We start from the raw sequence: 20,758 nt of genomic DNA, 5'->3' as shown, positions 1-20,758 counted from the left end.
AGGACTTTCGTTTCGTACGGCGCGGGGCTTACGGACGACGGAGCGCGTCGGCAGCGGCGGTGTTCGCCGGTCCCGCGGCCAGCTCGGTCTCCAGCAGCTGCTTGCCGAGCAGCTCGGGGTCGGGCAGGTCCATCGGGTACTCGCCGTCGAAACACGCGCGGCAGAGATTCGGCTTGGCGATCGTCGTCGCCTCGATCATGCCGTCGATGGAGATGTACGACAGCGAGTCGGCACCCATCGAGGTGGCGATCTCGTCGACGGACATCCCGTTGGCGATCAGCTCGGCGCGGGTCGCGAAGTCGATGCCGAAGAAGCAGGGCCACTTCACGGGCGGGGAGGAGATCCGGATGTGGATCTCGGCGGCGCCGGCCTCACGAAGCATCTTGACCAGGGCGCGCTGGGTGTTGCCGCGGACGATCGAGTCGTCGACGACCACCAGGCGCTTGCCGCGGATGACTTCCTTGAGCGGGTTGAGCTTGAGGCGGATGCCGAGCTGGCGGATCGTCTGCGAGGGCTGGATGAAGGTCCGGCCGACATAGGCGTTCTTGACCAGGCCCGAGCCGTACGGAATCCCGCTGGCCTCGGCGTAACCGATCGCGGCGGGCGTTCCCGACTCGGGCGTCGCTATCACCAGGTCGGCTTCGGCCGGGGCTTCCGCCGCCAGCTTCCGGCCCATCTCCACACGCGAGAGATAGACGTTCCGGCCCGCGATGTCGGTGTCGGGGCGGGCCAGGTAGACGTACTCGAAGACGCAGCCCTTGGGCTTCGCTTCTGCGAATCGGACGGTGCGCAGACCGTTCTCGTCGATGGTGACGAGCTCACCGGGTTCGACCTCGCGGACGTAGGAGGCGCCGCAGATGTCCAGGGCGGCGGACTCGGAGGCCACCACCCAGCCGCGCTCCAGACGGCCGAGGACCAGCGGGCGGATGCCCTGCGGGTCACGGGCCGCGTAGAGGGTGTTCTCGTCCATGAAGACCAGCGAGAACGCGCCCTTCACGTCGGGCAGCACCTTGGCGGCGGCTTCCTCAACGGTCAGCGGCTTGCCCTCGTCATCGGTCTGGCCCGCGAGGAGCGCGGTCACCAGGTCGGTGTCGTTGGTGGCGGCCACCTGGGTGGACCGGCCGTTCTCCTTGGGCAGCTCGGCGACGAGCGCGGCGAGCTGGGCCGTATTGACCAGGTTGCCGTTGTGACCGAGCGCGATCGAGCCGTGCGCGGTGGCACGGAAGGTCGGCTGCGCGTTCTCCCACACCGAGGCTCCGGTGGTGGAGTAGCGGGCGTGACCCACTGCGATATGGCCCTGAAGAGAGCTGAGAGAGGTTTCGTCGAAGACTTGTGAGACCAGACCCATGTCCTTGAAGACCAGGATCTTGGACCCATTGCTCACTGCGATGCCCGCGGACTCCTGTCCACGGTGCTGCAGGGCATACAGTCCGAAATAGGTGAGCTTGGCGACCTCTTCGCCCGGAGCCCAGACACCGAAGACGCCACAAGCGTCCTGGGGGCCTTTCTCTCCGGGGAGCAGGTCGTGGTTGAGTCGTCCATCACCACGAGGCACGCCACCGAGTGTAGGCGAGATCGACCACTGGTCCGAATTGGGGATCGGTCCCGGTGCCCGCTCTGACCGATACGCGGCGCTATGCGGTAGCAGGGATTCCGGTCCTGTCCGGGGCTGTGGGGGTCAGGGGGCCGTGGCGGATTTCATACGGCCGAGGTTCCGTTCCCGCGCCGTCACCGACGGTAAGGATGCCGCCTTGCACGGTCGCCGGGACGCACGCTGAAGCGCATGCGACCGTCCGGACCGCTCGCCCGGTCCTTTCCGAATGCGATGCCCGCGCCCTTCCTGATGCGACGCCCGCGCCTTTCCTGATGCGATGCCCGCGCCTTTCCTGATGCGATGCCCGCGCCTTTCCTGATGCGATGCCCGCGCCCCTCGGACAGGGCGGTTCGGCTCCCGCTTCCCCTCAGCCCATCACCGGCAGCAGGTCCGAGAGATCCGCCCGTTCCCCGCTCGCCGCGACCAGCGCCGCGTCGACGGCCGCTCGCCACCGCGTACGCCCGGTGGCGAGCCGGATCCAGCTGAGCGGGTCGGTCTCGACGACGTTGGGCGGGGTGCCGCGGGTGTGCCGGGGGCCCTCGATGCACTGGACGACGGCGTACGGCGGGATCCTGACCTCGGTGGACGCGCCGGGGGCCTTGACCGCGAGCGCGTCCGCGAGGAGGCGGGTGCAGGCGGCCAGGGCCTGTCGGTCGTACGGGATCTCCAGGCCGGTGGCGGCGTTCAGGTCGTCGGTGTGCACGACGAGTTCGACGCAGCGCGTGACCAGGTAGTCGCCGAGCCGCATGGCCCCGACCCGGCTCGCGATCAGCCGGTCCTCGGCTGCGGCCGGCAGCCGCTCGGTGATCCGGTCCGCGGTCCGCCGGAACAGCTCGTCCGGGGTGGTAGTCGCGGCGAGCGCCCTGACGTCCTCGGAGATCTGCCCGGCCACCTGCGCGGTGGCGAACGGCCAGTCCAGCAGGGTGACTTCCTGCCGCTCCGGGGCCGGCCGGTCGAGACACCGGCTGACGCTCTCGACGGCCATGGCGAGATGCGCGGCCAGTTCGCGTACGGTCCAGTCGCCGAGCCGGGTGGGGCGGGCGAGCTGGTCGGGGGTGAGTCCGGCCACGGCGCTGCGTACGTGTCCGAACTGGGCCAGGACCGCGGTGCGGGTTCTGGCGTGGTCGTAGCGGCGGGCACGCTTCTGGGACGGCGGCATGGGGTGAGCGTATGCGGCGCCCCGCCGCTCGGGTCCGGGAGCCCGTTCACGGTCGCGGGCGGGGCCGCAAAAGATCTTGACCGGCCGAGTTCGAGCCGCATAGGTTCTGCGCCCTTGGCGCGCTCCATGGGGATGGGGCGCGCATCACACTCAGCACAACTCGTACGGGCCCGACCCGAAGGCACCCGCCTTCGCCCACTGACCGGCACACGACGAAGCGCCGGCGTCCGGGAGATCAACTCCCGTGCACCGGCGCTTCGTCGTACAAGTAAAACCGTCAGGCCAGCAGCGCCGGAATCGTCGCCTCGTGCGCCTCGCGCAGCTCGGCCAGCGGCAGGCTGAACTCGCCCTGGATCTCGATGTCCGCGCCGTCCACCACACCGATGCGGGTGACGGGCAGGCCGCGCGCCCCGCACATGTCGTTGAAGCGGAGTTCCTCGCTGCGCGGGATCGAGACGACCGCGCGCCCCGCCGACTCGGAGAAGAGGAACGTGAACGCGTCCAGGCCGTCCGGGACGACCAGCCGCGCACCCTTCCCGCCGCGCAGGCAGGATTCGGTGACCGCCTGGATCAGACCGCCGTCGGACAGGTCGTGCGCGGCGTCGATCATGCCGTCGCGCGAGGCCGAGATGAGGATCTCCGCGAGGAGCTTCTCGCGGCCGAGGTCCACCCGGGGCGGCATCCCGCCCAGGTGGTCGTGGACCACCTGGGACCAGGCCGAACCGCCGAACTCCTGGTGGGTGTCGCCGAGCAGGTAGAGCAGCTGCCCCTCCTCGGCGAAGGCCATCGGCGTACGGCGGTTGACGTCGTCGATCACACCGAGCACCGCGACGACCGGCGTCGGGTGGATGGCCGCGTCGCCCGTCTGGTTGTACAGCGACACATTGCCGCCGGTGACCGGCGTGCCCAGCTCCAGGCAGCCGTCCGCGAGACCGCGGGTGGCCTCGGCGAACTGCCACATGACGTCCGGGTCCTCGGGCGAACCGAAGTTCAGGCAGTCCGAGATGGCGAGCGGCTTCGCGCCGGTGGTCGCGACGTTGCGGTACGCCTCGGCCAGCGCGAGCTGCGCGCCGGTGTACGGGTCGAGCTTGGCGTACCGGCCGTTGCCGTCGGTCGCCATGGTCACGCCCAGGTTCGACTCCTCGTCGATCCGGATCATGCCCGCGTCCTCGGGCATCGCGAGCACCGTGTTGCCCTGTACGAAACGGTCGTACTGGTCGGTGATCCACGCCTTCGACGCCTGGTTCGGCGACGCGACGAGCTTCAGCACCTGCTCGCGCAGCTCGGCCGAAGTGGCCGGGCGGGCCAGCTTGTTCGCGTCGTCCGCCTGGAGCGCGTCCTGCCACTCGGGGCGGGCGTACGGCCGGTGGTAGGTCGGGCCCTCGTGCGCGACGGACCGCGGCGGCACGTCCACGATCTGCTCGCCGTGCCAGAAGATCTCCAGCTGCGAGCCCTCGGTCACCTCACCGATGACGGTGGCGATGACGTCCCACTTCTCGCAGATCTCCATGAACCGCGCGACGTGCTGCGGCTCGACGATCGCGCACATGCGCTCCTGCGACTCGCTCATGAGGATTTCCTCGGGCGAGAGGGAGGAGTCGCGCAGCGGAACGGTGTCCAGCTCGACGCGCATCCCGCCCGAACCGGCGCTCGCCAGCTCGGAGGTGGCGCAGGAGAGCCCGGCGCCGCCGAGGTCCTGGATGCCCGCGACGAGCTTCTCGCCGAAGATCTCCAGGGTGCACTCGATGAGGAGCTTCTCCTGGAAGGGGTCACCGACCTGGACCGCCGGACGCTTCGCCGGACCGGTGGCCTCGAAGGTCTCCGAGGCCAGCACGGAGACGCCGCCGATGCCGTCGCCGCCGGTGCGGGCGCCGTACAGGATGACCTTGTTGCCGGTGCCCGAAGCCTTCGCGAGGTGGATGTCCTCGTGCTTCATGACGCCGATGCAGCCCGCGTTGACCAGCGGGTTGCCCTGGTAGCAGGCGTCGAAGACGACCTCGCCGCCGATGTTCGGCAGGCCGAGGCAGTTGCCGTAACCGCCGATGCCGGCGACGACACCGGGCAGTACCCGCTTGGTATCGGGGTGGTCGGCCGCACCGAACCGCAGCGGGTCGACGACCGCGACCGGGCGGGCGCCCATGGCGAGGATGTCGCGGACGATGCCGCCGACGCCGGTGGCCGCGCCCTGGTAGGGCTCGATGTACGAGGGGTGGTTGTGCGACTCGACCTTGAAGGTCACCGCGTAGCCCTGGCCGACATCGACGACACCGGCGTTCTCGCCGATGCCGACGAGCATCGCGTCGTTCTCCGGGACCTTCTCGCCGAACTGCTTGAGGTGGACCTTGCTGCTCTTGTACGAGCAGTGCTCGGACCACATCACGGAGTACATGGCGAGCTCGGCACCGGTGGGACGGCGGCCGAGGATCTCGCGGATCCGCGCGTACTCGTCCTCCTTGAGGCCGAGTTCCTTCCAGGGCTGCTCGGCCCCGGGGGTCTCCGCGGCGTGCTGGACGGTGTCGAGGCTCATGCGTTGACCAGCTTCTTCAGGATCGAGGTGAAGAATCCGAGGCCGTCGGTACGCCCCGTACCGATCAGCGGCTCCACGGCGTGCTCGGGGTGCGGCATCAGGCCGACGACATTGCCCGCGGCGTTGGTGACACCGGCGATGTCGCGCAGCGAGCCGTTGGGATTGCCGTCCAGGTACCGGAATGCCACCCGGCCCTCGGCCTCCAGCTCGTCGAGGACACGCTCGTCCGCGACGTACCGGCCGTCGATGTTCTTGAGGGGTACGGAGATCTCCTGACCGGCCGTGTAGTCGGCGGTCCAGGCGGTGTCCGGGTTCTCCACGCGCAGCTTCTGGTCGCGGCAGATGAAGTGCAGATGGTTGTTCCGCAGCATCGCGCCGGGCAGCAAATGCGACTCGGTGAGGATCTGGAAACCGTTGCAGATACCCAGGACCGGCAGACCGGCCTTCGCCTGCTCGATGATCGTCTCCATCACCGGCGAGAAGCGGGAGATGGCTCCGGCCCGCAAATAGTCGCCGTAGGAGAAACCACCGGCGAGCACGACCGCGTCGACCTGCTGGAGGCCCTTGTCACGGTGCCAGAGCGAAACGGGCTCGGCACCGGCGACACGTACCGCGCGCAGTGCGTCCCGGTCGTCGAGGGTGCCAGGGAAGGTGACGACTCCGATACGAGCGGTCACTTCTCTGCCTCCACCTTCACGGTGAAGTTCTCGATGACGGTGTTGGCGAGGAAGGTTTCAGCCAGCTCATTGATGCGGGCGAGGGCGGCGTCATCGACGGGCCCCTCGACCTCCAGCTCGAAACGCTTTCCCTGACGTACGTCGGCGATTCCATCGAAGCCGAGACGGGGCAGTGCACGCTGCACCGCCTGTCCCTGCGGGTCGAGGATCTCCGGCTTGAGCATGACGTCGACTACGACGCGTGCCACTGGCACTCCCGGTGTTTTGGTGCGAAGGCGGTCCCCTCAGACTACCTGGCCCAAAAATCTACGCGGGTAGATAATGAGTATGACCGATCACGTTCAGATATCGGCCCGGACAACACCGGAGAAAAATCCTCGAAAAAATCGTCCTACCGGATTGCACTCGGACACGCGCATGTAATTGGGTGGGCTTCACAATGCGGCGCCTTCCGCTGTACAAAGGAAATGCCGTAACTAAAAATCAGCCGTAAGGCCGACATCGCAGCACGTCAGCGTGGGAGCACGCGGACAGGCGGTGTCGCAGGAAAGGACCGAAGTCCGTGGCTCAGCGAGTAGTGGTCACGCTCTCCGACGACATCGACGGCGGAGAAGCGGCGGAAACGGTCACCTTCGGTCTCGACGGGAAGTCGTACGAGATCGACCTCAATACCGCCAATGCAAAGAAACTGCGCAAGGCGCTGGCCCCCTTCCTGGAGGCAGCCCGAAAGCAGTCGAAGTCGGGCAAGGCGTACCGGCACACCTCGGTGGCCCCCGACCCGGCGGCCGTCCGCGCCTGGGCGCGGTCCAACAAGATGGACGTGCCGGCCCGCGGGCGCATCCCGAAGAAGGTCTACGAGGCGTTCAACGCGGCGGGCTGACGCCCCGCACCCCAGCGGTCCGGGGCCGGGGCGGGACCCGGCCGGACCCCGTCGACTCCCCACCGACTCCCGTCGCGGCGACTCGACTTGCGTTCCACCCCTGTTGATCAGCTAGAGTCTGGAGCACGCCGAAGGGCAAGGCCGAAAGGCCCCAACCGAAGCAGCGTGCGGGTGTAGTTCAGTAGTAGAACATCCCCCTTCCAGGGGGAAGGCGCAGTGTGCAATTCCTGTCACCCGCTCTGCATCGCTCTCCAGACCACTCAGCCGGTCGGGTAGAGTAGTGCTCGCACCGTCCGGTGGAAGCCGGTCGGCGGCAATGCGGACGTAGCTCAGTTGGTAGAGCGCAACCTTGCCAAGGTTGAGGTCGCCAGTTCGAACCTGGTCGTCCGCTCAGTGGAGAAAGGCCCCGGTCCTCGTGACCGGGGCCTTTCTCATGTGCCCGTTCCATGAGCGCGGAGCGCTGCGGCGTGCGCGGGCTCATCGGATCCGATGACATTTGTCATCGGCCGCCGGCCGGGCACCCGGGCAGCCTGGATCCATGACAGATGTGATCGAGGTCGCAGATCTACGACGCACCTACGCGGGCGGTTTCGAAGCCGTCGCCGGTGTCTCCTTCTCGGTAGCGGCCGGGGAACTCTTCGCGCTGCTCGGGACCAACGGCGCGGGCAAGACCTCCACGATGGAGTTGCTGGAGGGCCTGGCCCAGCCGAGCGGCGGCCGGGTGCGGGTGCTCGGGCACGACCCGTACAGCGAGCGCGCCGCCGTCCGGCCGCGTACCGGGGTGATGCTCCAGGAGGGCGGGTTCCCGCCGGAACTGACGGTCGCCGAGACCGTACGGATGTGGGCGGGCTGCACGAGCGGCGCGCGCCCCGTCGGCGAGGCCCTGGAGAAGGTGGGGCTCGGCGGGCGGTCGGCGGTCCGGGTGAAGCAGCTCTCCGGCGGCGAGAAGCGACGCCTGGACCTGGCGATGGCGCTGCTGGGACGCCCCGAGGTGCTCTTCCTCGACGAGCCGACGACCGGCCTCGACCCCGAAGGGCGCCGGGAGACCTGGGACTTGGTGCGTGAGCTGCGCGACGACGGTACGACCGTCCTGCTGACCACGCACTATCTGGAGGAGGCCGAGGAGCTGGCGGACCGGCTGGCGATCCTGCACAAGGGACGGATCGCCGCCGAGGGGCGGGTGGACGAGGTGGTGGGCTCGCAGCCCTCGCACATCTCGTTCGCCCTGCCCGGCGGGCTCGCGGTCGGCGACCTGCCGCCGCTGGGGACGTATGTCCGTACCGGCGGGGAGGTGCAGCTGCGGACCTCCGTACTGCAGCACGCCGCCACCGAACTCCTGGTGTGGGCCAGGGACAACGCCATCGAGCTGCGGGGGCTCGATGTGCGGTCGGCCTCGTTGGAGGAAGCATTTCTGGGCATCGCACAGGAGCAGGAGGCCGCGCGATGAGCGCACCGGTCACGGTCCCGACGGACAGCGACAGGAACGTACTGCGGAGGTACGTGCCGCACACCGGACGGATGGCAGCGCTGGCCCGCGCCGAGCTGACGCAGCTGGGGCGCAGCAAGGCCTCGCTCTTCACCATGGTGGTGCTGCCCGTCTTCATGACCGTCGTCATCTCGTCGACGACGACCCAGAAGAGCCTGGACAGGGCCGGGCTGACAGCGGGCGCGGTGCTGCTGCCCGGGGCCATCGGGTTCTCGATGCTCTTCGCCCTCTACAACGGGGTGGTCAGCGTGCTGGTGGTCCGCCGCGAGCAGTTGGTGCTCAAACGGCTGCGTACCGGCGAGGCGCGGGACATCGAGATCCTCGCCGGGGGTGCGCTGCCCTCCGCGGTCATCGCGCTGGTGCAGTGCGCGCTGCTGACGGCCGGCTGTGCGGTGGTCTTCGACATGGGGCTGCCGCCCGCTCCGCTGCTCATGGCCGCCGGCGTCGTCCTGGGGGTCGCGATGCTGACCGCGCTGGGGGCGGCCACCGCGGGGGTCACCAGGTCCGCCGAGGCCGCTCAGCTGACGATCATCCCGATGATGCTGCTGTCGATGGCCGGTTCGGGGGTGATCGTGCCGCTGGAGGTCTTTCCCGACAAGCTGGCCTCGGTCTGCGAACTGCTGCCGCTGACACCGGTGGTGGAGCTGGTACGGGGCGCTTGGACGGGGTCGGCGTCCGTGTACGACGCCCTGGGGCACATGCTGACGGCGGTGGCCTGGACGGTGCTGGCGGTGTTTGCTGTAAAGCGCTGGTTCCGCTGGGAACCGCGTCGCTGACGCAGGGGAGCGCGGGGGTCGATGTGCTGACGTGGATACGGGGATGGCGGGCGCGTGAGGGGCTCGCCCAGATCGACCTCTACACGCGCGGGACGTTGCTCGTCCTGCTCTGGATGACGGTCGCCGTCCAGGTGATGCTGTCGGTGACCGGGCCGGTCCGGCACTCCGACGCTCCTGTCCCGCTGATCGTCGCGTCCTGTCTGGTCGCGGTGGCCCAGGGCGTGTGCGGGAACGTGCTGGTCCCGGCGGCGCTGGGCGAGTACCTGGGCGTCGGGGCCGTCCCCCGGCGGCTGGTCGCGCTGGCGGCCGGGCTGCTGGCGGCGGACGTGGTGGCCGTGCTGGCGCTCACCTCGGCGGTGGGAATGGTCCGGGTCCCGGGCGTGACGCTGCTGGTGTGCGTCACGCTGGTGCCGTTCTCGATGGCGCACTGCCTGGTCGTGCGGCGGCGGACCACCTTCCTGGTGCAACTGGCCCTGCTGATCGGCGTGTGCGGGGTGGTGGCGCTGCTCGGGCAGGGTGCCCTGGCGCTCGGCTGCGCGATCTCCATCGTCTTCGGGCCCGGGTGGTTCACCCTCGCGGTGCGCTGTTCCGCCTGGCACCTGGGCATGATGTGGCAGCTCCAGCAGGCGAAGAACGTACAGGCGCAGTTGGCGGTCGCGGAGGAACGCCTGCGGTTCGGGCGGGACCTGCACGATGTGATGGGGCGCAATCTGGCGGTGATCGCGCTGAAGAGCGAGCTGGCGGTCCAGCTGGCCCGGCGCGAACAGCAGCGATGCGCGGAGCACGGCTCTGAGCGTGGCCCGGGGCGCGGCTCGGGGCACGGCGAGCGGTCGGCGGCGATGGAGCAGATGGCCGAGGTGCAGCGCATCGCGCAGGAGTCGCAGCGGGAGGTACGTGCAGTGGTGCGTGGGTACCGGGAGGCCGATCTGGCCGTCGAACTGGACGGTGCGCGCGGGGTGTTGGAGGCCGCGGGGATCGAGTGCGCGGTCTCGGGGCCGGTGGACGGCCTCTCGGGGGCCGTCCAGTCGGCGCTCGGCTGGGTGGTGCGGGAGGCGGCGACCAATGTGCTGCGGCACGGGGACGCCCGGCGCTGCGCGATCGAGGTGTCCCGTTCGGGGTCGGACGCCACGCTGACCGTCGAGAACGACGGCGCCGACGCGGCGGCCGGCGCCGACGGCACGTCCGGTTCGGGTCTCGCCGGGCTGCGGGAGCGGCTGACCGCCCTGGACGGCACCCTGGTGGCGGGCCCGGCCGGGGGCGGACGGTTCCGGCTGACCGCCGAGGTCCCGCTGGGCGCGGTGCCCGGCCGGGGTGCGGAGGCGCTGGGCGCCGTACGTGACCGGGGTACGGAGGCTGCCGCGTGACCGGGTCCGTACGGCCGGGGGCCGGGAGCGCGGGTCCGGTACGGGTGCTGCTCGCCGACGACGAGCACCTCATCCGGGGCGCGCTCGCCGCGCTGCTCGGGCTGGAGGACGACCTCGTGGTGGTCGCCGAGGCCGCGTCCGGGCCCGAGGCGCTCGCGATGGCACGGGCGCACCGGCCCGATGTCGCGGTGCTGGATCTTCAGATGCCGGGGGCCGACGGTGTGAGTGTGGCCACAGCTCTGCGCGGTGAACTCCCGGAGTGCCGCTGCATGATCGTCACCAGCCACGGCCGTCCCGGCCATCTGAAGCGGGCGCTCTCGGCGGGGGTGCGGGCGTTCGTACCGAAGACGGTGTCCGCGCAGAAGCTGGCCGAGATCATCCGGACGGTGCGGGCCGGAGGGCGTTATGTGGACCAGGAGTTGGCCGCCGACGCGATCTCCGCCGGGGACTCGCCGCTGACCGTGCGGGAGGCGGAGGTGCTGGAACTGGCGGCGGACGGCGCACCGGTCGCGGAGATCGCCGAGCGGGCCTCGCTGTCGCCGGGGACGGTACGGAACTACCTGTCGTCGGCCGCGACCAAGCTGGGGGCCGAAAACCGTCACACCGCAGTGCGTCTCGCGCGCCAGCGAGGTTGGGTATAGTGGACTCCGCGCTACGGCGCATGCGGACGTAGCTCAGTTGGTAGAGCGCAACCTTGCCAAGGTTGAGGTCGCCAGTTCGAACCTGGTCGTCCGCTCGGTGAAGAAAGGCCCCGGTCCTCGCGACCGGGGCCTTTTTCCGTGCTGCGTGCGGACCGCGTACCGCTACGACCAGGGCGTCCCGGTCAGCAGCTCGTACGCCTCCAGGTACTTGGCGCGGGTCGCGTCCACGATCTCCTGCGGGAGCGCGGGCGGCGGCTGCTCGCTCTTGCGGTCCCAGCCGGAGACCTCCGAGGTCAGCCAGTCGCGGACGTACTGCTTGTCGTACGAGGGCTGCGCACGGCCCGGCTGCCAGCCCGCGATCGGCCAGAAGCGGGACGAGTCCGGGGTCAACACCTCGTCGGCGATGACGAGTCGGTCGCCGTCGTAGCCGAACTCGAACTTCGTGTCGGCGAGGATGATGCCCCGCTCGCGCGCGATGTCGCGGGCCCGGCCGTACACGTCGAGGGTCGTCCGGCGCAGCTCGAAGGCGGTCTCGGCACCGACCTGGCGGGCGACCTCCTCGTAACTCACGTTCTCGTCGTGTTCGCCGACGGCCGCCTTGGTCGCGGGCGTGAAGATCGGCGCGGGCAGTTCCGAGCCGTCGCTCAGGCCCTCGGGGAGCGCGAGACCGCAGACGGTGCGGTGCTCGTTGTACTCCACCAGGCCGGAGCCGGTGAGGTAGCCGCGTGCGACGCACTCGACCGGGACCATCCGCAGCGACTTGCAGATCAGGGTGCGGCCGGCCCAGTCGGCGGGGGCGCCGGCCGGGAGGTCGGTGGAGATGACGTGGTGCGGTACGAGGTCCGCGAGCTGGTCGAACCACCAGAGCGACAGCTGGGTGAGGACCCGGCCCTTGTCGGGGATCTCGGTGGGCAGCACCCAGTCGAACGCGGACATGCGGTCGCTGGCGACCATCACGAGGTCGCCCGCCTCGTTCTGGTACAGATCGCGCACCTTGCCGGTGTGCAGGTGTACCAGGCCCGGTACCTGAAGCGGCTCGGGCTTTTCTACGAATCCGGACACGGTTCCTCCCCGTGGTTATGTCCATGCTCTGGGGTCGGGGTTGATTCTCCCGTATGCCCTGCGTACGGACCTCCCCAGGGTCGCACCCGAGGTCGGAGCCCCTGCGGGCCCGGGTCGGACGGTGGGCGCGGCATGGCGGACGGTGGGCGCGGCGCCGGTCATTCGCGCTTGCAGATCCGGTCCAGGAGGTTGGCCGTCGCGCGCTGGACACGGGGGTCCACATGGCCGGGGCGGTCCAGCGCGGGGGACCAGGCGAAGGTGCCCGAGGCGAAGACGAACGAGCCCGAGGGGGCGCGGTAGAGGGACGTCTCCTGGTGGCGCACGGCCCCTTCGCTGTCCCGGTACGGCGAGTGGGCGAGCAGCATCCGGCCTTCGTGCTTCGGGAGCGCGGTACGCGGGAAGTAGCGGTCGGCCTCGCCCGCGACCAGCCCGGGGAGTTCGTCCCCCTCGGCCGCGCCGGTCGCGTCCCAGAGCCAGTGTGCGGCGTTGCGCACGATCAGGGGGCTCGACTCGGGGACGCGTCCCGCGTACTGGATGCCGAGGAGCTGCTGTTCGGGCCGGTCGATCTCCCGCCAGAGCGCGGACTTGCCGGGGCCGCGGCGCTTCCGGCAGGTGAGCAGGCGGTCGGCGACGCCGGAGGGCGAAGGGGCGAGCTCCACCTGCCAGTACATGGTGTTGGCGGAGAGGAAGACGAGGGAGGTGCCTTGCTCACGGGCGAGTTCCGTGGTGCGCCGCATGGGCACCGACCAGTACTCGTCGTGGCCGGGGAAGACCAGGCCGCGGTAGCGGGTCGGGTCGATACGGCCCGCGTGCAGGTCGCGGGCGTCGGCGTAGGCGAGGTCGTAGCCGTACCGTTCGGCCCAGCGGATGAAGTCGTAGGCGTGGCCCACGTGCAGGGGCAGGCCGGCGCCCGCGTACGGCCGGTCGAAGGAGACCGTGGTGGCGGCATCCTCCTCGCCGAGCAGCCGGCCCCCGCTGTCCCAGGCGTGGTACAGGCTGGCGCCGGTGTGGCCGTCCTCCGGGTAGAGGTTGTACGCCTGCCAGGTCACGTCCGGCAGCAGGAGGAGCAGATCGGCCGGGTGGCTGTCGCGGACCGTGAACGGGATGTGCGAGCGGTAGCCGTCGGCGGTGGTGAGCACGGCGACGTACGCCCCGATCGACCAGTACGACGGGATCTGGAGGCGCCAGGAGAGCCACCAGTGGTGGCAGGAGACCGTGCGGTCGGCGGTGAGCGGGGCCGGCTGGACGATGCCGGAGAGGCGGGGGCTGGTGGTGATCTTCGCGGCGCCGTCGCCGCCGTAGTGGCCGATGCGGTAGATGTCGACGGAGAACTGCTGGGGCGGGTCGACGGTGACGTGGAAGTCGATGGCCTCGCCGGGCGCGGCGGCGCCCGTGGAGGCGAAGCCCTTGATCTGCCGCTTCACGTCGTCGGCGGTGCGGGGGCCACCGGAGTGCTGGTGTGCGGCGTCCGGGTCGGCGTACCAGGGGACGACATGGCCGGTGTCGTCGAAGTAGTTCTCACTGCCGCGGAGCCAGGGCAGCGGGCCCTGGCCGAACGGATCCGAGACGGCGTGGGCGAGGGCCCCCGATTCCCAGCGCCGGATCTGCTCCGCCCCCATGCGGCTCCCCTTCCCTCGGCCGCCCGGGCACAACAGAGATGCACCGACAGTCAGCGACCGGCCCAGCACATCACATAAGGGAGTCACTCCGTTACTGTTCGTCGCGAATTTACGAATTCGCGCATTGACGCGGCGGGGCGGAACCGGTCCCAGGGGCAGCGGTGAGCGCGACCCGGCGGTTGCTCCGTCGGGCACGGCCCGGGGTCTCCGTCGGGCACGGGCCGGGTTCTCCGGCGGGGGCGGGCCCGGGTCCCTGACGGGGGCGCGGCCCAAGGTTCCCCCCGGCGGTCTCACACCAGCCGTACCGGCTTCTCCAGGCGGACGCCCACCGTCCTCAGCCACCCGCGCAACGGCTCGGCGTCCCCGTCCTCCACCAGGCTCACCACATGGCCGCCCAGGTCCGACCTGCGTTCGTCGTCGACCAGCAGCACGGGCCCGTCCAGCCAGTCCAGGCCGGGGGCGGCGCCCGCCGTGTCGACGGCCGCGCAGCAGATCATCGCGATGACGTGGTCGGCCAGCAGGTCACGTCCGGTACGGGGCGGCTGGAGCGGGAAGAGCGGGATCGCCCCGGTGTCCCAGAGATGCTCGCCCTCCAGCGTGCCGCCGGGGACCGACGGCGGCGCGGCGGCCTCCTCGCGGGCCACCTCGGCGGTGACGGCGGTGGCCAGTACGTCCGTGCCGTCGGCGGCCAGATGATTCATCACCCGTGCGAGTGTCGGCCCGCCCCGGTCGTCCGGGGTGTCGGCGGCGCCCGGGGCGGCGGCGCGGTTGACGCCGAGGCGGTCGAGGACCCGGTGCAGCCTGGCCGCCTCCGTGCGCCACTTACGGTCGACGACCTCTTCCGGGTACTCCTGCCAGTCCACCGGCGACCAGTCCGGGCCGTTCTCCGCGGGGCCGCCGTGGAAGAGACGGGCGGCGAGCAGCGAGGTGGCCTCGTCGACCGCGCCCGGCTCCTCCAGGAGGTCGCAGGCGGGCCGCTCGCCGAGGCGCGAGGTGAAGCCTTCGGCGAGACGGTCCCGGCGGGACAGCTCGGTGAGCGCGGAGACCACTCCCGCGTCGAGCCGGGACGGCCAGCGGCCCATCCGCCAGGCGGGCAGCGCGACCCGGGTCAGCAGCCGGTCCCAGCCCGCGTAGGCCAGTCCCACCTGCTCCTGGGCGACGATGCGCAGCCCGTAGTCCACAGTCTGTGCGCGGTCGGAGGCGGCGGCGGCGACACCCCGCTCCATCTCGGCAGCATGGCCACGACAACTGCGCAGCATCAGCCCGGCGGTCCGGCCGACGAAGGAGTACGCGAAACGCCGCACCGGGCCGAGTCCGGGCCGCGAGGCGACGGCGACCGCCGCGTCGAGCCCCCGGACGAACCGGCGGGAGGCCGCGATGTCGGGGTGCGCGGAGGGGCCCGTACCCGCGACGACCGGCGCGAGCAGGGCGCGCAGCTCGGCGACCCGCATCCACCACAGGAAGGGCGAGCCGATGACGAGCACGGGCGCTGCCGCCACCCGGCGGGCCCGCAGCCCGCGCACGGTGGGCAGCCGCCCGCCGGATATGGACCGGGCGGCCGGGTGCGAACGGTCCTCCAGCCAGCTGTCGCAGTCCGGTGTGAGCGCTATCGCCGAGGGCACCGGCACATCGAGCCGGTCCGCCAGGTCCCGCACCATCCGGTGCAGGTCGGGCGCCGACGCCTCGGTGAGCGCCACCGTCGGGCTGACAGCGGGCCCGGCCCGCACGATCACCGCGGCCACCACGGCGGCGAGCAGCAGCACCACGGCCGCGAAGCACGACACCGCCCAGCGCGCCGTGTCCCAACTGCCGCCGCTGAGGTGGCCGGTGGCCCCGCCGGCCAGCAGCACGACCGCGACCGCGACGGGCAGCAGCGCTACGGCCAGCGCCCTGCCCCGAATACCCAGAACAGCCAGTGCATGGGCACGGGCGCCCTGCGCACCCCGCTTCTCACTCGTACCGGTGTCGGACACGGCCGGACGTCACCCCCTCTGCCCCCGCGGCGGCTTTGCTCACTCCCCCACTGTGGCACCCGTCACTGACATCGCAATGCCGGTGGGCCAAGTGCCGGAATGCTTGCGCCGCAGACTAGTTGGGGCTCCGGCGAGCGTCATCCGGATGGGCCAGCCGTCACTCGATGGAATGGCTTTGGGTAAAGGTGCTGACGTAGATCCGTCAGATGCCTGCGGCCTTCGCCGCGATGTCCGTACGATGCTGCGCCCCGTCGAGCCGTACCCGGCCCAGCGCCGTGTAGGCACGCTCACGGGCCACGGCCAGGTCCGCACCGGTCGCGGTCACCGACAGCACCCGGCCCCCGGCGCTCACGACGGCGTCGCCGTCCTGCCGGGTCCCGGCGTGCAGGACGTACGCATCGGGCGCATCCTGCGCCGCCACCTCGTCGAGGCCCTCGATCCGGTCGCCGGTGCGCGGGGTGTCCGGGTAGTTGTGCGAGGCGATGACCACCGTGACGGCCGCGTCGTCGCGCCAGTTCAGCGGGGGCTCGCTGTCGAGCGTGCCGTTGGCCGCGTTCAGCAGGACGCCGGCCAGCGGGGTCTTCAGCCGGGCCAGCACCACCTGGGTCTCGGGGTCGCCGAAGCGGGCGTTGAACTCGATGACCCGTACCCCGCGCGAGGTGATCGCGAGGCCCGCGTACAGCAGGCCCGCGAACGGGGTGCCCCGGCGGCGCAGCTCGTCGACGGTCGGCTGGAGGACGGACGCCATGACCTCCTCGACCAGCTCGGGGCCGGCCCAGGGGAGCGGGGAGTACGCGCCCATGCCACCGGTATTCGGACCCTCGTCGCCGTCCAGCGCCCGCTTGAAGTCCTGCGCGGGCTGGAGCGGAAGGACGGTCGTACCGTCGGTGATCGCGAACAGGGAGACCTCGGGGCCGTCCAGGAACTCCTCGATGACGACGCTCTCGCAGGCCAGCGCATGGGCGCGGGCGGCCTGGACGTCGGAGGTCACGACGACGCCCTTGCCCGCGGCGAGGCCGTCGTCCTTGACCACGTACGGAGCGCCGAAGGCGTCCAGCGCCGCGTCGATCTCGGCGGGGGTGGTGCACACGTAGGCGCGCGCGGTGGGTACGTTCGCCGCCGCCATCACATCCTTGGCGAAGGCCTTGGACCCTTCCAGCTGCGCCGCTTCCCGGGTCGGCCCGAAGCAGGGGATGCCCGCTCCGCGCACCGCGTCGGCGACCCCGGCGACCAGGGGAGCCTCGGGTCCGACGACCACGAGCCCGGCCTCCAGCTCGGTCGCCAGCCGGGCGACGTCGGCGCCGTCCAGCGGGTCGACCGGGTGCAGCTCGGCCACCTCCGCGATGCCCGCGTTACCGGGGGCACAGTGCAGGGAGGTGACTTCGGAGTCGAGGGAAAGAGAGCGGCACAGGGCGTGTTCGCGGGCGCCGCCGCCGATGACAAGGACCTTCACGGTACGCAGCCTAGCCCGCGCACCGGGTCCGGCCCGGCGCGGGCCTTGTACGGGCCGCCGAAGACCGTGCCCCTACTCGTTCGTATATTCCTCCACCACCGTCGCTCCGAGCTCCCGCACGATCAGGTCGTGGCCGGAGAGCGCCGAGTCGACGAGGTCGGGATCGTCGTCCTCGGGGGTGTCGTCCTCCAGTGAGACGGACGGCGGCTGGTCCGCGGGCGGGGGCGGGGGCTCTCTGAACGCCTGGGGCCTCTGGTGCTGCTGCGGCTCCGGAGCGGGCTGCTGCGGTGCGGGACCGGGTGCGGGCGCGGCCGGGGCCCGGTCCTGGGGTGCCGGGCGCTGCGGGGCGGGGCTGGAACCGCCGGGGCCGGGGTGATTGCTGCCACCGGGCGGCTGCGTACCGCCCGAGGGATCGACGATCGCGTCGACCCGCCACTGCACATGGAACTGGTCGGCGAGCACCTGCTTCAGTACGTCCTCGCTGCCGCTGGACGCGAAGTTGTCCCGGGCGCCCGGGTTCGGGAAGCCGAGCTGGAGGGTGGTGCCGTCGAACCCGGCGACCTGGGCGTTCTGGCTGAGCAGGATCCAGGTGAAGCGCCGGCGGTTCTTGACGGCTTCGAGGATGTCGGGCCACATGTTCCGCACCTGGGCGGCGCCCTGCGCCGTACCGGGCGCGGGGGCGGCGGGCGGGGCTCCCGGAGCGGAAGCGGCCGGAGGCGCCGCGGGTGCGGGCTGTCCCTGTCCGGGCGCGGCGGCGGACGGCCAGCTTCCGGCGGGACGCGGGGACTCGGCGGGCCGGTCGGGCCGACCGGCGGGAGCGGCGGCTCCCGGCCAGGCTCCGGGCTGCCGGGCGGCGGGGGCGGCGGCGGGCTGCGCGGGTGGGACCTGCTGAGGTGCGGGGGCGTCCTGGGGAGCGGGCGCGGTCTGAGGGGCGGGCGCGGCAGCCACGGGAGGCGCCACAGGCGCACCGGACGTGCCAGGCCCACCGGACGCACCGGACGCACCAGGCATCCCAGGGCCAACACCCGCACCACCACCGGCATCCCCGCGCGCCGCGGCACGCGCAGCCGCGGGCCCACCGCCCGGCGCCACCGGCGTCGCGGGATGTGCCTCGGGTCCCGGCACGTATCCCATCGTGGGCCCCTGCCCGCCGGACACGAAGGTGCCACCGCGCTCCAGCCGGTCCAACCGGGCCTGCATGGACCGCTCGTCGTCGAACGCGGCGGGCAGCAGCACCCGCGCGCAGATCAACTCCAGCTGGAGCCGCGGCGAAGTCGCCCCGCGCATCTCGGTCAGCCCGGTGTTGACCAGGTCGGCGGCCCGGCTCAGCTCCGCGGCGCCGAACACCGAGGCCTGCGCCTGCATCCGCGCCACGACATCGGCCGGGGCGTCGATCAGCCCCTTCTCCCCCGCGTCGGGCACAGCGGCCAGGATCACCAGATCGCGCAGTCGCTCCAGCAGATCGGCCACGAACCTGCGGGGATCGTTGCCCCGCTCGATGACTTGGTCGACCAGCTCGAAGGCAGCCGCCCCGTCCGAGGACGCGAAAGCGTCGATCACGGCGTCGAGCAGCGTCCCGTCCGTGTAGCCGAGGAGGGACGTCGCCATGGCGTACGTCACACCTTCCTCGCCCGCACCGGCCAGCAACTGGTCCATCACGGACATGGAGTCACGCACGGACCCCGCCCCGGCGCGCACCACCAGCGGCAGCACACCGTCGGCGACCTGGGCCCCCTCCTGCCCGCACACCTCGCCGAGGTAGTCGCGCAGCGTGCCGGGCGGCACCAGCCGGAAGGGGTAGTGGTGCGTACGCGACCGGATCGTCCCGATGACCTTCTCGGGCTCGGTGGTCGCGAAGATGAACTTGAGGTGCTCCGGCGGCTCCTCGACCACCTTCAGCAACGCGTTGAAACCGGCCGACGTGACCATGTGCGCCTCGTCGATGATGTAGATCTTGTACCGGCTGCCCGCGGGCCCGAAGAACGCCTTCTCGCGCAGGTCACGGGCGTCGTCCACGCCACCGTGCGAAGCCGCGTCGATCTCGATGACGTCGATCGAACCCGGCCCGTTCCGCGCCAGGTCCTGGCACGACTGGCACTCCCCGCACGGCGTGGGCGTGGGCCCCTGCTCGCAGTTCAGACAGCGGGCCAGGATGCGCGCACTGGTCGTCTTGCCGCAGCCCCGCGGCCCGCTGAACAGGTACGCGTGGTTGACCCGGTTGTTCCGCAGGGCCTGCTGCAACGGGGCAGTGACGTGCTCCTGCCCGATGACCTCGGCGAACGACTCGGGACGGTAGCGGCGGTACAGCGCAAGGGACGACACATGTACGAGGTTATCGGGACCCACTGACAACCCCCGCCCCGAACCCACGCCCCCGAAACCGCCCCGGAACGCAAAGGGCCCCCCACGCACCCGCCAGAGCCGACCTACCCTTGCTGCCTTCCGGCCCTGGGGGAGTTCAGTCAGATAGCGCCACGTGAGGGGCTGACGCCCACCCTAGCTGATCCACCGGGTCGGAATCGAGTTCGCTAGCACTCCCCAACGTCTTGTATTGTTTGCCGCGGAGGATTCGCCTAGTGGCCTAGGGCGCACGCTTGGAAAGCGTGTTGGGGGCAACCCCTCACGAGTTCGAATCTCGTATCCTCCGCAGTTGCCCTCATCGGGCAGTACGCAGAAGGCCCCCGCCCGTCGTGGTGGGGGCCTTCTGCGTGTGTGTCCCGGCGGGCCCTGCGCAGCCGTCCTGCCTGGTTCCGGCCGCCTGTCAGTGCGCGCCGGCGTGGACCGGTGCGGGCCAGGCGTCGATCACGATCTGCTGCCGCTTCGGGCTCACCGCCGCGGCGCCCGCCGCGTAGTTCCGGTCGACCTGCGCCGCCTCGGCCGCGCTCGGCTCGGCGTTGGTGCACGACGTGCCGGGGCCGTGGCCGGACATCAGCTCCGCGCACGGCCCGCTGTAGTCGTCCGGCAGCCCGAGGATGTGCCCGGTTTCGTGCGCCGCGATCCGGGTCATGTCGTAGCCCTCGTCGACCGCCTCCTGGCCCAGTTGCACCTGGCCTCTGCTGCCGCCCGGGACGATCGGCCCGAGCGTCGTCTGGGGCCAGCCGCTGGTCGCCACGTAGACGAAGTTGGCCGAGCTGGGCGAACTCGCCGGCTGCAGGTGCACGTTGTGTGCCGCCGCGTTCCAGTTCTGCGCGCCTTGCGTGATCGCGCCCGCCCACTGTCCTGCCCGACTGGCGTCGTAGGTCAGAGTGACCACCGCTGCGGTCGCCTTCGGCGCCGGGTGCGCCGAAGCGGCACCGGATGTCACGCCCAGCACGGCCGGGATCAGTGCCGCCACGGCTGCTGCTCGCTTGATCATGAGACTCGTTCCCCTCCCTGACGTCGGTTGCCTGCGAGCCACCAGGGCACCACGCCAGCAGCGAGCACCACAAGTACGCGTTTGGATAAGGGAGTTGGGACGATCAACCTCGACGGTGATCCTTTCCGCTGCGTCATGGAAGTCACGGCAGCCCTGCGGAATGCGCCGCACCAGGGTGCGGGCGGTTCCGTG

16 protein-coding genes, 4 tRNA genes and 1 other RNA gene are annotated in these 20,758 nt (G+C 71.1%); 9 read left to right on the top strand and 12 right to left on the bottom strand.

All coding sequences use genetic code 11. The features are described from left to right. Positions 1–28: 28 nt before the first annotated feature. The 5 genes from purF to purS all read right to left on the bottom strand — a co-directional run bounded on the left by purF (position 29) and on the right by purS (position 6,205). Positions 29–1,555: an amidophosphoribosyltransferase gene (gene purF, locus OG709_RS19215; protein WP_250306296.1), complete on the bottom strand. Its 1,527-nt coding sequence runs from the start codon at positions 1,553–1,555 to the stop codon at positions 29–31. A gap of 406 nt (positions 1,556–1,961) precedes the next feature. Next, positions 1,962–2,753 (bottom strand): maleylpyruvate isomerase family mycothiol-dependent enzyme, encoded by a 792-nt coding sequence (locus OG709_RS19210; protein WP_266641673.1) that lies wholly within the window; start codon positions 2,751–2,753, stop codon positions 1,962–1,964. A gap of 277 nt (positions 2,754–3,030) precedes the next feature. Further along, positions 3,031–5,280, bottom strand: a complete 2,250-nt coding sequence (purL, locus tag OG709_RS19205; protein ID WP_250306300.1) for a phosphoribosylformylglycinamidine synthase subunit PurL — start codon at positions 5,278–5,280, stop codon at positions 3,031–3,033. Next, positions 5,277–5,957 carry a phosphoribosylformylglycinamidine synthase subunit PurQ gene (purQ, locus tag OG709_RS19200; RefSeq protein WP_250306302.1) on the bottom strand — a complete coding sequence of 227 codons (681 nt, stop codon included), beginning with the start codon at positions 5,955–5,957 and terminating at the stop codon, positions 5,277–5,279. The genes purL and purQ overlap by 4 nt, the downstream gene beginning before the upstream one ends. Continuing rightward, a complete protein-coding gene (gene purS / locus OG709_RS19195; protein WP_250306304.1) occupies positions 5,954–6,205 on the bottom strand; it encodes a phosphoribosylformylglycinamidine synthase subunit PurS in 252 nt (83 codons plus the stop codon). Before purS ends, purQ begins: the two co-directional genes overlap by 4 nt. A 314-nt stretch (positions 6,206–6,519) precedes the next feature. Between purS and OG709_RS19190 the strand changes: the two genes are divergently transcribed. The 8 genes from OG709_RS19190 (at position 6,520) to OG709_RS19155 (ending at position 11,199) form a co-directional block, all read left to right on the top strand. Then, positions 6,520–6,837, top strand: coding sequence for a histone-like nucleoid-structuring protein Lsr2 (locus OG709_RS19190; RefSeq protein ID WP_250306305.1), 318 nt, complete (start codon positions 6,520–6,522; stop codon positions 6,835–6,837). Positions 6,838–7,004: 167 nt separating this feature from the next. Then, a tRNA-Gly gene (locus OG709_RS19185) sits at positions 7,005–7,076 on the top strand. Between the two features lie 79 nt (positions 7,077–7,155). Beyond that, positions 7,156–7,228 (top strand) — tRNA-Gly (locus tag OG709_RS19180). Positions 7,229–7,375: 147 nt separating this feature from the next. Then, a complete protein-coding gene (locus tag OG709_RS19175; protein ID WP_250306306.1) occupies positions 7,376–8,284 on the top strand; it encodes an ABC transporter ATP-binding protein in 909 nt (302 codons plus the stop codon). Further along, on the top strand, positions 8,281–9,099 hold the full coding sequence (locus OG709_RS19170; protein WP_443068544.1) for an ABC transporter permease: 819 nt from the start codon (positions 8,281–8,283) through the stop codon (positions 9,097–9,099). The genes OG709_RS19175 and OG709_RS19170 overlap by 4 nt, the downstream gene beginning before the upstream one ends. Before the next feature lie 23 nt (positions 9,100–9,122). After that, positions 9,123–10,463, top strand: a complete 1,341-nt coding sequence (locus tag OG709_RS19165; protein ID WP_329167115.1) for a sensor histidine kinase — start codon at positions 9,123–9,125, stop codon at positions 10,461–10,463. Continuing rightward, positions 10,460–11,104, top strand: a complete 645-nt coding sequence (locus OG709_RS19160; protein WP_266641677.1) for a response regulator transcription factor — start codon at positions 10,460–10,462, stop codon at positions 11,102–11,104. Before OG709_RS19165 ends, OG709_RS19160 begins: the two co-directional genes overlap by 4 nt. Positions 11,105–11,126: 22 nt before the next feature. Further along, positions 11,127–11,199: transfer RNA gene (locus OG709_RS19155), tRNA-Gly, on the top strand. 67 nt (positions 11,200–11,266) lie between these two features. Here OG709_RS19155 and OG709_RS19150 read toward each other — a convergent pair. The 6 genes from OG709_RS19150 to ffs all read right to left on the bottom strand — a co-directional run bounded on the left by OG709_RS19150 (position 11,267) and on the right by ffs (position 19,700). Beyond that, positions 11,267–12,166 (bottom strand): phosphoribosylaminoimidazolesuccinocarboxamide synthase, encoded by a 900-nt coding sequence (locus OG709_RS19150; RefSeq protein WP_329167112.1) that lies wholly within the window; start codon positions 12,164–12,166, stop codon positions 11,267–11,269. A gap of 158 nt (positions 12,167–12,324) precedes the next feature. Then, on the bottom strand, positions 12,325–13,785 hold the full coding sequence (locus OG709_RS19145) for a N,N-dimethylformamidase beta subunit family domain-containing protein (RefSeq protein ID WP_250306312.1): 1,461 nt from the start codon (positions 13,783–13,785) through the stop codon (positions 12,325–12,327). A 290-nt stretch (positions 13,786–14,075) separates the two neighbouring features. Next, positions 14,076–15,758: a hypothetical protein gene (locus OG709_RS19140; RefSeq protein ID WP_250306313.1), complete on the bottom strand. Its 1,683-nt coding sequence runs from the start codon at positions 15,756–15,758 to the stop codon at positions 14,076–14,078. Between the two features lie 202 nt (positions 15,759–15,960). Continuing rightward, the gene (gene purD / locus OG709_RS19135; protein WP_329167107.1) at positions 15,961–17,211 is read right to left on the bottom strand and encodes a phosphoribosylamine--glycine ligase; all 1,251 of its coding nucleotides are present in this window, start codon (positions 17,209–17,211) and stop codon (positions 15,961–15,963) included. Positions 17,212–17,283: 72 nt separating this feature from the next. Continuing rightward, the gene (locus OG709_RS19130; RefSeq protein ID WP_329167105.1) at positions 17,284–19,533 is read right to left on the bottom strand and encodes a DNA polymerase III subunit gamma and tau; all 2,250 of its coding nucleotides are present in this window, start codon (positions 19,531–19,533) and stop codon (positions 17,284–17,286) included. Between the two features lie 70 nt (positions 19,534–19,603). Beyond that, positions 19,604–19,700, bottom strand: an RNA gene (ffs, locus tag OG709_RS19125) — signal recognition particle sRNA small type. A gap of 73 nt (positions 19,701–19,773) precedes the next feature. On the opposite strand from ffs, the gene OG709_RS19120 reads away from it, so the two are divergent. Further along, a tRNA-Ser gene (locus OG709_RS19120) sits at positions 19,774–19,858 on the top strand. Positions 19,859–19,972: 114 nt separating this feature from the next. On the opposite strand, the gene OG709_RS19115 is transcribed toward OG709_RS19120, so the two are convergent. Beyond that, positions 19,973–20,566, bottom strand: coding sequence for a snapalysin family zinc-dependent metalloprotease (locus tag OG709_RS19115; RefSeq protein ID WP_266641689.1), 594 nt, complete (start codon positions 20,564–20,566; stop codon positions 19,973–19,975). Positions 20,567–20,758 lie beyond the last annotated feature (192 nt).

This window comes from Streptomyces sp. NBC_01267, from assembly GCF_036241575.1.
Taxonomy (GTDB): domain Bacteria; phylum Actinomycetota; class Actinomycetes; order Streptomycetales; family Streptomycetaceae; genus Streptomyces.
Note: the sequence above shows the minus strand (reverse complement) of the source record. Positions and strands in the feature narration are given on the sequence as shown.